10 protein-coding genes and 2 pseudogenes are annotated in these 14,531 nt (G+C 59.4%); 9 read left to right on the top strand and 3 right to left on the bottom strand.

Translation table 11 applies throughout. The annotated features are described in order from the left end of the window. Window positions 1–946: 946 nt before the first annotated feature. The gene (locus GGD62_RS27940) at window positions 947–1,348 is read left to right on the top strand and encodes a hypothetical protein (RefSeq protein ID WP_183711314.1); all 402 of its coding nucleotides are present in this window, start codon (window positions 947–949) and stop codon (window positions 1,346–1,348) included. After that, window positions 1,287–2,453, top strand: a complete 1,167-nt coding sequence (locus tag GGD62_RS27935; RefSeq protein WP_183257665.1) for an acyl-CoA dehydrogenase family protein — start codon at window positions 1,287–1,289, stop codon at window positions 2,451–2,453. Before GGD62_RS27940 ends, GGD62_RS27935 begins: the two co-directional genes overlap by 62 nt. 719 nt (window positions 2,454–3,172) lie before the next feature. Here GGD62_RS27935 and GGD62_RS27930 read toward each other — a convergent pair. Continuing rightward, window positions 3,173–3,820, bottom strand: a complete 648-nt coding sequence (locus tag GGD62_RS27930; RefSeq protein WP_183238573.1) for an FkbM family methyltransferase — start codon at window positions 3,818–3,820, stop codon at window positions 3,173–3,175. Window positions 3,821–4,922: 1,102 nt separating this feature from the next. Between GGD62_RS27930 and GGD62_RS27925 the strand changes: the two genes are divergently transcribed. Together GGD62_RS27925 and groL are read left to right on the top strand one after the other, a co-directional pair. Beyond that, window positions 4,923–5,237, top strand: coding sequence for a co-chaperone GroES (locus GGD62_RS27925; protein WP_183257666.1), 315 nt, complete (start codon window positions 4,923–4,925; stop codon window positions 5,235–5,237). Window positions 5,238–5,321: 84 nt separating this feature from the next. Next, entirely contained in the window at window positions 5,322–6,962 is a 1,641-nt protein-coding gene (gene groL, locus GGD62_RS27920; RefSeq protein ID WP_104463750.1) for a chaperonin GroEL, read from the top strand. Between the two features lie 734 nt (window positions 6,963–7,696). On the opposite strand, the pseudogene GGD62_RS41030 reads toward groL, so the two are convergent. Beyond that, window positions 7,697–7,996, bottom strand: a pseudogene (locus GGD62_RS41030) (transposase); the annotation flags it as partial. A 481-nt stretch (window positions 7,997–8,477) separates the two neighbouring features. Here GGD62_RS41030 and GGD62_RS41025 point away from each other — a divergent pair. The 5 genes and pseudogenes from GGD62_RS41025 to GGD62_RS27900 all read left to right on the top strand — a co-directional run. After that, the gene (locus GGD62_RS41025; protein ID WP_246800324.1) at window positions 8,478–9,203 is read left to right on the top strand and encodes a hypothetical protein; all 726 of its coding nucleotides are present in this window, start codon (window positions 8,478–8,480) and stop codon (window positions 9,201–9,203) included. Next, complete coding sequence (locus tag GGD62_RS41020; protein WP_246800323.1) at window positions 9,197–9,454, top strand: alpha-L-arabinofuranosidase C-terminal domain-containing protein; 258 nt, start codon at window positions 9,197–9,199, stop codon at window positions 9,452–9,454. Before GGD62_RS41025 ends, GGD62_RS41020 begins: the two co-directional genes overlap by 7 nt. An 808-nt stretch (window positions 9,455–10,262) precedes the next feature. Beyond that, window positions 10,263–11,813, top strand: a complete 1,551-nt coding sequence (locus GGD62_RS27910) for an acyl-CoA dehydrogenase family protein (RefSeq protein ID WP_183711312.1) — start codon at window positions 10,263–10,265, stop codon at window positions 11,811–11,813. A gap of 762 nt (window positions 11,814–12,575) precedes the next feature. Continuing rightward, complete coding sequence (locus GGD62_RS27905; RefSeq protein WP_312014303.1) at window positions 12,576–12,884, top strand: transposase; 309 nt, start codon at window positions 12,576–12,578, stop codon at window positions 12,882–12,884. A 10-nt stretch (window positions 12,885–12,894) separates the two neighbouring features. Continuing rightward, window positions 12,895–13,158: pseudogene (locus tag GGD62_RS27900) on the top strand (transposase); the annotation flags it as partial. 38 nt (window positions 13,159–13,196) lie between these two features. Here GGD62_RS27900 and GGD62_RS27895 read toward each other — a convergent pair. Then, window positions 13,197–14,384, bottom strand: a complete 1,188-nt coding sequence (locus GGD62_RS27895) for an IS110 family transposase (RefSeq protein WP_183711381.1) — start codon at window positions 14,382–14,384, stop codon at window positions 13,197–13,199. Between the last annotated feature and the right edge of the window lie 147 nt (window positions 14,385–14,531).

Genomic DNA, 14,531 nt, shown 5'->3' with positions numbered 1-14,531 from the left:
TATTTGGCAGATTGGGCTTCGCCATGCGCGCGCAAGCTTCCTACTGACCGGACAATGCACACTCTCAGCGAGAGTGATCTGATCGCATGATAAGCGTACGGTGCGTACCGGAGCGACCGTGAGAAGATTTCCAGTTTCGGCGTGCCGAATCACGGACCTCGCCGGACGCGCCCCAACTCGATCCTATCTCAGAGCCCTGTACAGCACTGATCTCAGCAAAAGACGAGCAGCCAATCGTGTCGCTGTTGCTGGCGAGTTAGACAAGCTCAGTCATGATCTAAAGCATCTGGAGCTCGCTGAAGAGAGAGGCGCCGAAAAGCGTAAGTCACGGCAGGGATCTGCGCGAATCTCTTGCGTTTGGTACGACAAAACAGGAACAGGCGGATCAGTTACTGGTGAACTTCGACAACTCAAGCATCCAGGAAGCTTTTTGCCTTTCGCTTGCATGAGCGGGGGCACTCTTGGAGTACATAGGACAGCGACTTGATTGCAATGGCAGGCCCTGACGCCGCCGTCACGTTTGTTGAATACCTGCCGTCTCATGTCCGCTTCTAACCAACAGCTCACCCACAGTCGCGAGCACGGTAAATTGCGCTGTTGGTAATGTCAGGAGATCGGAGCGGGCCTGAAACTCCAGCAGGCAAGCCGAGCCCGACTGGTTCGCGGTCGAGGTCCACTTCAGTCGTTCTCCTTCCGCCGTGTTCGGTTGATGACATCTTGTGCCTGGAATCAGACACGGGAGGCGCGAACATCCTGCCGGCGCGGCACGAGCGACGTGATCTCGCTGGATTCAGACACGGCCGGCAGACTTGATTGATGGCATGTCGATTGCTGGGGACATGGAAAAGAGCCGCAGGCTTGGGCGACCTCGCGGTCGCCAAGTCAGGCATTCACAATTGGTTCGAGCCGGCCGAGCCCAAGTGTGACAAAGTCCGTTGGAGAAGACATGACAAAACGAGCGCTGCCGTCAGCCCTTGGAGACATAGTGCAGCAGAGGCGGATCGATCTCGCTGCCGCATATCGGTTGCTTTGCCGGTTCAGCCTCAATGACAGCATCGACAGCCCTCCGTCAGTCTTCCAAGCCCTCAACACCTTTTTTTTGAGCCAATCGTTCGGGGTGTGGTTTAGACTGGAAACCGCCTGTAATCGCATCACAGTCGATATCAACTGCGACAGTTTCGACGATCCCTGCGGACTGGGTATCAATCCGGCCGGCTTCGCCATGCGCGCACAATCCAAATCAATGAAGCACGGCATCGATCGGCTCAAGACACCGAGGACAGCTTATGAACGCTCCACCAGAGAAGATCACTTCAGAAGCCGACGCTACGGCTGCGACCTGGGATAATCTGTCGCCGCTACTGGTCGATATCCGCGCGCGTCGAAACGAGTTCGCCCGCGCGCAGAAGATTCCAGACGAGATCATCGAGGGCTTCAAGCGCGTTGGCGTCTATCGGGCTTTGGTCGCCAAGCGATTCGGCGGCGAGGAGCGAACGCCCGCCGACTTTTGTCGCCTGATCGAGCGCATTTCCGAAGCCGACGGCTCCGCCGGTTGGGTCGCCAGCTTCGGCGATGGGGCTCGCTACCTCGCTGCTCTTCCGGACGACACGCTTCGCAAGGTATACGCGAATGGACCTGACGTGGTCTTGGCAGGTGCGCTTTTCCCGCTTCAGCCCGCCAGGCGAAGCACCGACGGGTTTGTCCTAAACGGCGTGTGGCCATTCGCCAGCGGCTCACCGGGCGCGGATCTGATAGCCGTTGGCATCACTGTGGAAGACGATCCGACCGGGGGCCTTGCTCGTGTAGCCGTGATGCCGGCCGAGAAGGTGACAATCCGCCCCAATTGGGACGTCATCGGCCTGCAAGGCACCGGCAGCCACGACGTCGTTGTCACCGATGTCATTGTACCGGAGGAATGGACCTTGATCCGCGGCGGTCCGCCGACACTCGACGCGCCGGTCTATCGTTATCCGTCCGTCACTTTCGCAGCGCAGGCGCATGCGATTGTCGGCATCGGTATTGCGCGCTCCGCGCTAAACGAGGTGATCGCCATGTCCGGAAGCCGCGTCTCAATCACTGGAGCGCCCGTGATGGCAGAGCGCGGCTATGTCCAACTGGAGATGGCGAGAGCCGAAGCTATGCTGCGTTCCGCCCGTTCCTTCTTCTATGAGGCGACCGAGCAGCTGTGGAAGGAAGCGCTCAAGGATGCGGTAAACCCGAACACAGCGACGCTGATGCGACTCGCCGCGACGAACGCCGCGCGGCAGAGCGCTGAGGTCTGCAACATTGCGAGCGGTCTCGCTGGAAGTGCGTCGCTCTCTACCACCAGCAATCTGGCGCGGGCCATGTGCGACAGCTTCGTGGTTGCTCAGCACGCAGCTTTAAACGAGGGAACGCTCCAAAGCGCCGGCCGACTCCTGCTCGGAAGTGCAGCACAGCCGGGATTTCCATGAAGTGGTTCATAAACGTTCCACACGCCGCGGCGCAACGGATGGCCGGACCTGCGATATAATGCTGTCTGCAGCTACAGTTCCTCGCGGCGTGCCGGCCTTGTTTAAAGGACAAGAGAGAGAGAGAGAGAGAGAGAGAGAGAGAGAGAGAGAGAGAGAGAGAGAGACCCTTGCAGTCAGGCGCTCCTCAAAAACACCACTTCTTATCCGTGGCGCAACCCTCGAGCGCTCTCATAGGTCTCTACGCCCCCGCCTCGCTCATGGTCGTGTCGAGCACGATCCACTTGCATTTCAGCGCAACGGCTCGCGGTTCAACTCACAAAGCTCCCAAGTCCGACCTTTTTTAGTATCGCGCTCCGTGCTTAGCCGTTCGTTCTGCTGGCGTAGGCGGACGATCTCCGAAGCCTGGTCCGCCGACATCGGCGTCGCCTGCGTGGCGGGCCCAACGCCGCCGATGCCGGCTCCTGCCGGAGCTTCCAGAGTCGCAGTACCGAGTCGCGCAGACCGAGTTCGTTGACGACCGTTCCGATCGTGGCACTGTCGGAACCCCCCCCGCCCCGACGCGGATGTCATGCGCGGGGTCTGTAATGGCAACCGGAAACCGGAGCGCCCCTCCGGCCACCGATATCCGCTCGAATGATCACCCGTTGTGCAGCTTTGGGCGGCTAAGCGCGCCGGTCAGGTTTACCAGCAATGAATGAGGCGCCCGATATGAGTCGCCACTAGAAGCGCTTATTTTCGAGCAATACATCACCCTCCACCGCGCGGGGATAGTGGGCCGCCACTTCGAATGATGGCAACAGGTCAAGAATAGCTTGGAGGGACAACTGCCCTTCGTAGAGCTCGCGGTCGCTATATTCTGTGTAGACGAAGCGCGTGTTGCTCAAGGTCTGCATGCCGCCGGCGATAACGTCCGCTTCGGCCCCCTGGACATCCATCCAGATGAAATCGATCGTATTCAGCTTGGCTTCGCTGCACCAGTCGTCCAGCCGCCGCGTTTCAACCGAGACAGGGCGATCGAACCGAACCCACTCATACTCAGTAAGATGGTTCTTCGGGCGGCGTATTGAGCCGGAGAGGTCCCATTCCTTCGCATCACCATCTGCATTGCTTGGATGGAAGTCGATCATCCCGTTTCGATCACTAATCGCGATCTCAAGCAGCTTCACCCTATAGAGGGATGGGCCCAGCTTCTTCTTGAAGCGCGCGATCGCTCGCGGGTCCGGCTCAAAGCAGTAGAGCTGAGCTTGCGGGCAAAGGTTGAGAAACTGTTCCGTATCGGTCCCGTCATTGCAGCCGATATCGAGGATGACGGGATTCGGCTTCTGAAGACGTGAAACAATGTGCTGGTGAACTTCGGCAGACGACACAGGTGCTTTTTCCATGGGCGCGGAGATCGGATGAATTTCGCCTTTGACGCCAATTCACACGCCAGACGCGCCGGCACAACGTATATCAACGTATATGATTCATATGCCCGTCGGTCCCTCGATCCATGACAGCTATTTGGACGCCATCAACACCAAAAGGGACGCCTGTCGAACCGGGAGCTGCAGCGACTGCCCAGCAATACAAAGTGCCGCTTGGTTTCGGGAGCCGCGCCAACTGTGAGCTAGATCGTCGTGTCCGGTCCGCCTTTCGGAGCGGCGGAACGGCTTCGCGCCGAATGTCAGCCGTCGGTTCTCTTTGAAACGTGCCCGGCAGGCTGATCTCTCGTGCGCAGCAGCTAGCCAATCACCTCGATCACAGTTGCGCAAAATGTGCTCTGCCGACTGACGGTCATCATCTCAGATTCGCTGACGCATTTGCGAGCAGCTCCGGGCGATCCCTTCTTCGGAATCATCTGTCCTTCGGAGAAGAGCGTATGAGGTCAAAGCTCCGACGCACGCGTTGCCGCGTGCACGCCTCCGCAGCGATCATCTTCGATCACTCGATCGGGGTAAATGCAACAGGTGTGAGCGACCGTGCGACGTCTGGAGACGGACAATTCGATGATGGCCTTTCTTGGAGTACGCCGCCTCCAACAGGAAACATCGCCTGAGTTTTCGCGATAGTTGGCATATTATTGCGACTACGTCAGACTGATCGAGCGCTGCTCATCGAGCGGGTCTTGTGCAGGTCGCCGGCGTCAACTGCTAGATGCTGCCGTCAGACGAAGCAATCATTTGCCAACCACGCGGTCGTCGTTGAAACACGCGGCGCTTCGATCGGTGTAACGGCCGCCCGTGCAGTGTTGAGGACCCCTGGGTTCAAATCCATGTTTCGACGAAACGCAATGTCATTTTAGCAACAGCTTGGCGGGCTGTGTAGCTGAGGGCGTTTGCTTCCGGACAAAGACAAACGTTGGCCAGGCTACGATTCAGTAGAACTGCAGGCATCGATCGTTCAGCCCATTTTTGGCCTGATCCTTGCTATAATTGGGCTTGTCACAATGTGACTATCTCTAACTTGTTCAACGCTCAGGAGACTCGCATGAATTTCCGCCCGCTTCACGACCGCGTCGTTGTCAAGCGCATCGACGCCGATGAGAAGACCGCTGGTGGCATTATCATTCCCGACACAGCCAAGGAAAAGCCCTCGCAGGGCGAAGTCATTGCAATCGGCCCGGGCGGCCGCGATGAGACTGGCAAGCTGATTCCGATCGACATCGAGGTCGGGGACCGCGTGCTGTTCGGCAAATGGTCGGGCACCGAAGTCAAGATCGACAGCGAGGAGCTGCTGATCATGAAGGAGAGCGACATCATGGGCGTTCTCACCGATGCGTTTCCCAAGAAGAAGGCCGCCTAACCAAGCGCTCGCACAGCTCACTCCCTGACGAGCGCCCACTTAGGCGCGCTGAAGGATGAGATAACAAGAACTGAGGGAATCTTTATGTCAGCCAAAGAAGTCAAATTCGGAGTAGACGCGCGGGACCGCATGCTGCGCGGCGTGGACATCCTCGCCAATGCCGTGCAGGTCACGCTCGGCCCGAAGGGCCGCAACGTAGTGCTCGACAAGTCGTTCGGCGCGCCTCGCATCACCAAGGACGGCGTTGCCGTCGCCAAGGACATCGAACTCGACGACAAGTTCGAGAACATGGGCGCGCAAATGGTGCGCGAAGTAGCTTCGAAGGCGGCGGATGCTGCCGGCGACGGCACCACCACTGCGACCGTCCTGGCCGCCGCGATTGTCCGCGAAGGCGCCAAGTCGGTTGCCGCCGGTATGAACCCGATGGACCTGAAGCGCGGTATCGACCTCGCGGTCGAAGCCGTGGTTGCGGATCTCCAGAAGAACTCCAAGAAGGTCACCTCGAATGAGGAGATCGCCCAGGTCGGCACCATTTCGGCCAACGGCGATGTCGAGATCGGCAAGTTCCTCGCCGACGCCGTGAAGAAGGTCGGCAACGAAGGCGTGATCACGGTCGAAGAGGCCAAGTCGCTCGAGACCGAGCTCGACGTCGTCGAGGGCATGCAGTTCGACCGCGGCTACATCTCGCCCTACTTCGTCACCAACGCCGACAAAATGCGCGTCGAGATGGACGACGCCTACATTCTCATCAACGAGAAGAAGCTCTCCTCGCTGAACGAGCTGCTGCCGCTGCTCGAGGCCGTGGTGCAGAGTGGTAAGCCGCTGGTCATCGTCGCCGAGGACGTCGAAGGTGAAGCGCTCGCGACCCTGGTCGTGAACCGCCTGCGCGGCGGCCTGAAGGTCGCGGCCGTCAAGGCTCCGGGCTTCGGCGATCGCCGCAAGGCCATGCTGCAGGACATCGCGATCCTGACCGGCGGCCAGGCGATCTCGGAAGATCTCGGCATCAAGCTCGAGAACGTCACGCTCAACATGCTCGGTCGCGCCAAGAAGGTGATGATCGACAAGGAGAACACCACGATCGTCAACGGCGCCGGCAAGAAGGCCGACATCGAGGCGCGCGTGGCCCAGATCAAGGCGCAGATCGAGGAGACCACTTCGGACTACGACCGTGAGAAGCTCCAGGAGCGTCTTGCCAAGCTCGCTGGCGGCGTCGCGGTGATCCGCGTCGGCGGCGCGACCGAGGTCGAGGTGAAGGAGCGCAAGGATCGCGTTGATGACGCGATGCATGCGACCCGCGCGGCTGTGGAAGAAGGCATCGTCCCGGGCGGCGGCGTCGCCCTGCTCCGTGCCTCCGAGCAGCTCAAGGGCCTGCGCACCAAGAACGACGACCAGAAGACCGGCGTCGAGATCGTGCGCAAGGCGCTTTCCTGGCCGGCCCGCCAGATCGCGATGAACGCTGGTGAAGACGGCTCGATCGTGGTCGGCAAAGTCCTGGACAACGAGCAGTACTCTTATGGCTTTGATGCGCAGACAGGCGAGTATAGCAATCTTGTCTCCAAGGGCATCATCGACCCGACCAAGGTGGTCCGTATCGCGGTCCAGAACGCTGCCTCGGTGGCCGCGCTCCTGATCACAACGGAAGCCATGGTCGCCGAGCTGCCCAAGAAGGGCGGCGCCGGTCCCGCGATGCCCCCGGGCGCCGGCATGGGCGGTATGGACTTCTGATCCACTTTCTCAAAGTGTCGATGACCGTGCAAAACCCTGGCACGAATGCCAGGGTTTTGCTTCGGCGAGCTTGCAACGTAGCCCTAGCAAGCCGTGCCAATGGCCGAACCCATCGGCTAATCCGTATGAACGGCGGTAGAGCCCAGACCGAACTTGCTTGTGACTTTTCCTTCGGCGGCGACAGAGCCTTGGCCAAGGTAAAACGGGTCCAGCACTGCGATGGAAGTGTGTCGCTATTTGAGTCTCACGAAGCTGCCTCTGCCGAGTGTTCGAACCCTTCGTCTGGGTTTATCGGGTGCCGCCTACCGCTTTCGACCCTCTTGCCCGTGGACCCAAGCGCCCACATGCCCTTTCCTGGCTCGCACTTACATCTGATGGCGAGAGGCTTATTTGAAACCCCTCAGCGAGAATGCGCATCATCAAAAACCACGAGATATCCTGCGGAAGTGTCATGATTTACTGTAGGCTCTATTTTTTTCCGCGGATGGGCTCCGCTTCGCCTAGGGGCCGCCAACTTCGCCGCAGCGTCCTACCATGATATCTGTGTTACAGAGAGTGTGTGTCAGCAGGTTGCGCAATCGACGCTGTTGAGCATACGGCCAAGCAGATCACGGGGAATGACTTTTTCTGAGGATGCAGCGGGACCGAACTTTGGACTACTCAAAACTAGAGTTTTACGCCTCTTGTAGCGAGACCGAAGTTTGGACCACCCAAAACTAGAGTTTTTCGCCTTATCAGGTTGGCGGGCTGGTTGCGCCGACGTGGTTGTGCAGCAAAATCGGCGGTCGATTGCCGATCGCCCCATGGGGCCGTTCCTCGTTATAATAATTTGCGCCAAGTCTACACTTTTTCCTGGGCGTCCGCAGGGGACAGGAACCAGTGGGCGTTGAGACATTCGGCCCGGAAGCGACCGTTGAAGGGCCTGGACGCACTGTCGTTTGGCTTGCCGGGCCGCCAAACACAGTGTGACGCCGTGCTGTAGCCCTCAGAAGATTGCGCGAGACTAGCTCGCTGCCCTGCTCGATGCGGATCGTCGACATCCCAATTCCTTGTGGCTCCTTTCCGGTATCCCCACGACGTCGCTGCCGAAGGCCCGCACTCAGCAACTCCCAAAATAGATGCGGATCGGCTTCATGGAGTTCTCTCCGGTGCCGGCACGAATTTTGATTCGTTCCTTTCGCACACCATCAGCCACGTCGTAACTATCATCAGCCGAAGGCCAGCCGAGAAGAATTTGATGAAAGCCAACGTTCTGATCGATCGCGACTTCACCATTGGTCGCACGGACCTCGTCTGTTTGGTGCTTTTGTCGAACATCTGGGCCGATGCATCTATGGTGGCATCTACGAGCCCGGCCATCGGAGCGCAGACAAAAGAGGTTTTCGGAAGGACGTGCTGTCGCTGGTGAAGGAGCTCGGCCCGCCCCTCGTTCGATATCCTGGCGCAATCTCGTCTCCGATTACAAATTGGGAGGACGGCGTTGGACCACTAGAGACGAGGCCGGCGCGCCTCCACTTGGCCTGGTTCAGCACCGAGCCAAACAGCTTCGGCACCAATGAATTCACGGGCTGGTGCACGGCGGCCGATGTCGCGCCGATGATTGCCGTCAATCGGGGGACCCGCGGCGGCGATGCCGCTCGCAATCTGGTCGAGATACTGCAACCATCCCGGAGGAACTGCGTGGTCGGAGCTCCGCCGCAAGCTCGGCTGGAGGACGACCTCATGGGATCGAGCTGTGGTGCCTCGGCAATGAGATGGCGGGCCCTGGCAGATAGGGCAAAACAGTGCCGCCGCTTACGGGGCAGTTGCAAGAGAGGCGGCCAAATGATGCGGCGGGTGGACCATACCATCGAACTTGCGGTGTGCGGTTCATCGTTGCGCAACATGCCTAGTTTCGGCCAATGGGAGGAAACGGTCCTCAAACACTCCTTCGACTACGTCGACTACATTTCAATCCATACTTATCTCGAGAATTACAGTCACAGCGCCTCATTTCTCGCGAGCACCGACGTGATGGACGGCTTCATCGATGAGGTCGTCGTCCTAGCTGATGCGGTTGCGGCCAAGCGGCGCTCCAAAAAGCGTCTTGTGCTGAGCTTCGACGAATGGAACGTCTGGTATCGAACGCGCAACGAGGTTGCCCCGGCGGTAGACCGCTGGTCAATGGCGCCCCCGATCCTTGAGGAAATCTATACAATGGAGGACGCGCTCGCCTCCGGCGGCGCCTGCATTCCATGTTGAATCACGCCGATTGGGTGAGAGTTGCCTGCCTGGCGCAACTCGTGAACGTCATCGCGCCGATCAGGACTAAGACAGGCGGAGGTGCGTGGCGCCAAACTATCTTCTTTCCTTTTGCGCATATGAGCCGCGTTGGTCGCGGAAGCATTTTGCACGCGCAAGTCGAGACGGAAGCCTGCTATGCGTCGTACAACAATACTGACGATAGACTGGTCGGACTTTCCCAGCGCCTGATGTGCCGTATCTCAAGATAGGGGCAGTCGCCGAACAAGGCGGCGGCTTGTCGCTCTTTCTGCTCAATCGTGATCTGAAGCAGGATGGAGGTGAGCGTCGAGGCCAGAAGCTTCGTTCCCCTGACAGTTCACGAGCGGCTCGAGCTCCGGCACGATGATCTGATGGTGGCAAATACCGAGAATGCGCCGGACAAGGTCAAGCCGGCGCCCTCGCAAAGCGTGGCCTTTGCCCGCGGGAGGTTGCGACGCTCAAGCCGGCGTCATGGAATGTGTGTGATCTACCTGGCGCCACGTTGAGAAGATGAAGGGTCCGCGAAGGCGGCGGCAAAGGATCAATCGTGATCGCGGTTTAGGTTCTTGCTTGAGCATGATTTTCGCGAACGCTATTAGGCCGAGAGCGTGAGCACATCGCAAAGGTGTGAGCGCTGCCGATCGCACCAGGGCCAATGATCGTGGCCAACGGCAGTGATGGGTGATAGTCCCCTGCCGCGATCAGCGCGTCCGCCGCCGCGCCCGGCCCAGATTATCTGCACGGGGTACAACAAACTTTCAGGCCGCCGCATTCTGCGCCTGCACGACATCATACTATCATCGTCTTTCGCCCGACAAGCAATCGGCCCGTTCTAGAGCGGCGCGCCCTACCAGCGCGTGGCTCCGATAGGTTATATCGACAAGCTTATCTTGATGAGAGCCCGCGCAGCGGCCGCAATAAATTCGAATACCGGAGACGTGCTTATGCTGCGCTTGCATCCACACTATACCAATGTGTAACCGAGATAGCCACGGGGATGAATTGGCACGAAGCGCGACCGGGTTCATTGTGGGCCTTATGACTATCTATACTCAAGTTTACGCCCAATTTAGCGAGGCGCAGGAACGCAGAGCCGAGGGCCGTGCGGCTGCACTATACTCCAGTTTGATCGCTGACCTCAGTCAGCTGAATTTCGCTGACGCGGATGACCGCCGAGCATTCCCTCCGACCCTACACAGCATATTGGCAAGGCATGGACTGTTCGGGCTCACCACACCAGGGGAGCATGGCGGATTAGCTCTTCCCTTGCAGGAGGCCATCAACCTCATCTCCGCCACTGCATCTTTCGATGTCTCCGCTGCCTCTACCCTCGTCATCCATAACTTCCTGGCCTTGCCCTGCATCCAAGCGGCACCGCACATCCCCGAACAAAAGCATATCATTTGGGGTGCAACACGCGGCGATCTCTGCGCTTTCGCTTTGACGGAGCCCGGAGCTGGCTCGGCCCCGAGGCACATAGAGGCTTCGGCTCTCATGCGCGAAGATAAAGTTCGTATCTCTGGCCGCAAGATCTGGATCGGCCTCGCTGACTGGGCTCGCTGGATCGTTTGCTTTGCGCGCGCGTCTGGACCCGATGCAAAAGGTCGGCTCGTTGGTGTACTCGTTGACAGGCAAACTCCAGGCCTAAAGGTCACGCACGAGCATCGCACACTCGGTCTACGTGGCATCATTCAAAATACCCTGGAGTTCCACGATGTCGAGGTGCCGCGTTCTTACGTGCTCTCTCGCGATCAAGACGGCTGGGGCGCGGCGGCATCTAGTATGAACCGCGGCCGTATCGGTGTGGCTGCTATGGGTCTTGGTGCCCTTGAGCGCGCTATCCAGGTCGCAGCCTCTTATGCAAGCCATCGCCGGCTCGGTAAACTGCGTATGATCGAGAACAGCTACATCGAGCAATTATTTGGACAGATGGTCCTGCGGCGGGAAGTCGTGAAGGCGATGCTGGCCGCATCCTGCCGACTTGTTTCAGCGCTGGGCGCGCCAAACGTCCACCTTGCGTCGGCAACGAAGGTTTTGTCCTCGGAGTGGTGCGGCCTTGTTGCTGATCAATGCGTCCAGCTGTTAGGTGGCCGTGGTTACGATGAGGGAGCCCCTTTAGCGAAAATCTATCGAGACGCTCGCATCCTTCGCATCTTCGAAGGTCCGACTGAGGCGCTCCTATCACATCTCGGCCGCTGCCTCCTCTCTAAAGCCACGCGTGACGAAATAGCCGATCTCTTTCGGTCAGTTGGAGCGGCATCAGTCCATGCTGCTGCAATTGAGGAGCTCTCTGGGCTCAATGAGACAGACGGGGCCGTGCTGATCTATGCGGGTTGGCTCACCACATTGGGACTGGCAAAAGCTGTCATGTCTGCTGGTTGCTTCTCTGCCTCAGATTGCGCCGCAGCAGCGGCTGACCTGGTCAGTTCCGAACTTGCAATCCTCCGTACTCGCGCGCCGGGCCGGCAACCTGTCGAAGTCCGCAATCGGGCTAGTCGGACTCTGACCACCTTCCTTGAAGACGCGGCTTGTTCTATTCGCTCACCTGTCCTCACAGACGATTACCTTAGATTGGTGCAGTATGTCTGACATCTGGCGGATGCCGGAGGTCTTTCCCACCTGGTGGGCCCGCGCGCAATGATGCAGCTGCGGAGAGGCGAAACATCCCTGAGCACTACCATGTCTAATTCCGGCAGGCTGCTATGAGGGCCTAAGCTAATCTCGCTCCGGGCGGCGCCGCAGCAGCAAAGGTTTTCGCGTTCAGGAGGACCCGATCCGCTCCTCGACCCGGCGCCGCTTCAGAAGAATGGGCCGCGTCGAACAACTTCAGCACGCTCCGTACCCTATCGATGATGGCCAGCCACCGTTTCGTGGTCCCCCATGGTCGATACTGACGCCACCGTGCTTGCGCGGCTGACGACTGCGCGATAATGCGTGTTCCGACATTTCTCGTAATGCGCCCGAGAAGCGCTATGTACCCCGGAAGGGCCGCCCTACACTCAGAAGCCCCGCGCCCTTCATTCCTGGTACTGTTTCGCTCCATTGGAACGCGGCGTCGAAGCGCATGCCGCAGCGAGATGATCGCCATGACTTGGCCAGGCCATGAAGCTTCATGTTGTTTCGGGCATGAGCGGCGAAGCAGTATACTGGACCCATCAGCCATGTGTAAGCCGTCTGACGGTCTGGCTTAGGATCAATATCATCGAGCCATTCGATAACCGCCCTTGCGATACTCGCAGATGGTCCAGCGAAAGGGCGACACACTCTCTCTCGTAGAGCCGATCCAAAGGCGATCATCAGCTCATCGCCGTGTTCCGAGTGATGGTGTAGCTCGGTAGAGCAAAGCCGCCCATGAACCTGCGCACGCTCGTTGAGAAGACCTCTGATGCCGATCTGTTGCACGAGATGATCGGCTTTGCCGCCCAGCCCGTGATGGAGCCGCAAATGGATTGCCAGATCGGCGCCGCCTATGGCGAGAAGACCCCCGAGCGTCTGGCCGAACGCAACGGTTGCCGCGACCTGACCTCGATAGACCCGAGCCGGCACGATCGAGCTTCGGATCCCCAAGCAGCGCAAACGCTCCTATTTTCCGGATTTCCTGGAGCCGCCGCGCATGGCCCAGAAGGCGCTCACCGCCGTCATCTCGACCCGCTCGGTTGACGCCTTGGTGCAGGGCAAACCGGACTCTCCAATCGCGCTGGAGGCGGTCAGACACCTCGATGCGTTGTTCGAGATCGAGCGCACCATCAACGGCCGGGACGCCGACGAGCGGCGCGCCGTGCGCCACGAAAAGAGCAAGCCGCTTCTTGAGCACATGCACGCCTGGTTGTTGCGCGGGCGCGAAACCCTCTCGCGCTCCTCCGAGGTCCTGAAGCCTATGAATTACATGCTCAGGCGCTGGGACGACTTCAACTGCTTCCTCGACGATGGCAGAACTACTTGACCACGGATGGTGTTGAGAAGACCTTACTGTCAGTTCGTGACAACTTTTTTTGGTTTTTCCTTCCAGGCAGCCACCATGCGTTCGTAGGCCTGCTCGACGCGTGCGACGTAACCAGCTTCCCGTTCGCGGATTTCCTTGATCCAATAGTCCCGGCCCGGGCCAGCCTTGCCGTAGGCACGGGGAGCCCCAGCCTTCAGAGCCACCTTCCGGAGTTTCATCGCCGTGAACGCTGGCCGCGCGTAAGCGTAGTCCTTCCCGGTCGTCAGGACGTGCCAGATCATGACTGCGAGCTTGCGCGCCGTCGCGACGGCTGCGACCCCGGCCCCGTGCTTTTTCTGCGTTCGGTTGAAGAATGCTCGCAACGGACCCGGCGCCGTCTTAGCTGACCACGCCGCCTCAACCAGCATCTTGCGGGCGTCACGGTTGCCCTGCTTCGAGATCCGGCCATGCCGTGCCGGGTGCTCGCCTGACTGCCGAACCCGCGGAGTCAACCCGAAATAGCTGCTGAGCTTATCCGGCGACGGGAAGCGTGCGATGTCGCCGATGGAGGCTAGTACACTCGATGCGACAACCGAACTCACGCCGGGGATCGTCATCAGCTTGAGAGCCCGTGGATCGTCCAGAGCCTGCTGGGCCACGACTTTGTCGATCTCCGACAGTTGCTTCGTCACGCGTTCGAGTTCCACGATCAGACGCCGGAGCATTGCACGCTCCTCCGATGGAAGAGGCAGACTGTCCAGCCAATGCTGTCCGCGCTTGCCGAAGAGATAGCCTTTGTAGGGCGGGATGAGGTTGGCATGCAGGATAGCCTTCATGCGTCCTTTAATCCGGATGATCTGCGCCAAGACGCCAGCGCGCTCGGCCATCTGGCGCCGGCGGCTGTAGGTGTCCTCGTCAGCAACCCAGACCTCCGGCAAGAAGCCGGCAGCATGCAACTTTGCCAGGGTCCCAGCATCGACCTTGTCCGTTTTGACTCGCGCATAGGCAATCGCCCGAACGAGCCTCGGATTGGCGACCGCGACGCGCTTAACGTGCGGGCGCAGAATACGTTCGACCGCCGCGCTGTTGCCCGTCACCTCGATGACCACCTCATCCTCGAGGCTGAGTGTCTTGGCAAAGGCGACAAGCCGATCGTGGACGAGATCTACGCGGAGCTGTCGGATTATTGTTCCCTCCTCCAGGATCGCCACCTGGGCGAACGATCGGTGGATGTCCATGCCGACGATTTGCATGCTTGGTTCTCCTTTGTCTCAGGAGCCAGTGGCTTGCACGACATCTACGGATCCGCGCTCGCAGCGCAGCCGGGCAAGTCGTAGGGGGCGGCCAAGTAACAAAGCGAGCTCACAGCTCATGGTCATGGCGGC

Source organism: Bradyrhizobium sp. ERR14, assembly GCF_014198235.1.
Classification (GTDB): domain Bacteria; phylum Pseudomonadota; class Alphaproteobacteria; order Rhizobiales; family Xanthobacteraceae; genus Bradyrhizobium.
This window is presented reverse-complemented; position numbering and strand designations above follow the sequence as displayed.

Coding starts and splice junctions, on each gene's coding strand:
- GGD62_RS27910 (WP_183711312.1), top strand. CDS start 10,263: ATGACTATCTATACTCAAGTTTACGCCCAATTTAGCGAGGCGCAGGAA.
- GGD62_RS27935 (WP_183257665.1), top strand. CDS start 1,287: ATGAACGCTCCACCAGAGAAGATCACTTCAGAAGCCGACGCTACGGCT.
- GGD62_RS27895 (WP_183711381.1), bottom strand. CDS start 14,384: ATGGACATCCACCGATCGTTCGCCCAGGTGGCGATCCTGGAGGAGGGA.
- GGD62_RS27905 (WP_312014303.1), top strand. CDS start 12,576: ATGAACCTGCGCACGCTCGTTGAGAAGACCTCTGATGCCGATCTGTTG.
- GGD62_RS27925 (WP_183257666.1), top strand. CDS start 4,923: ATGAATTTCCGCCCGCTTCACGACCGCGTCGTTGTCAAGCGCATCGAC.
- GGD62_RS27940 (WP_183711314.1), top strand. CDS start 947: ATGACAAAACGAGCGCTGCCGTCAGCCCTTGGAGACATAGTGCAGCAG.
- GGD62_RS41020 (WP_246800323.1), top strand. CDS start 9,197: ATGTTGAATCACGCCGATTGGGTGAGAGTTGCCTGCCTGGCGCAACTC.
- groL (WP_104463750.1), top strand. CDS start 5,322: ATGTCAGCCAAAGAAGTCAAATTCGGAGTAGACGCGCGGGACCGCATG.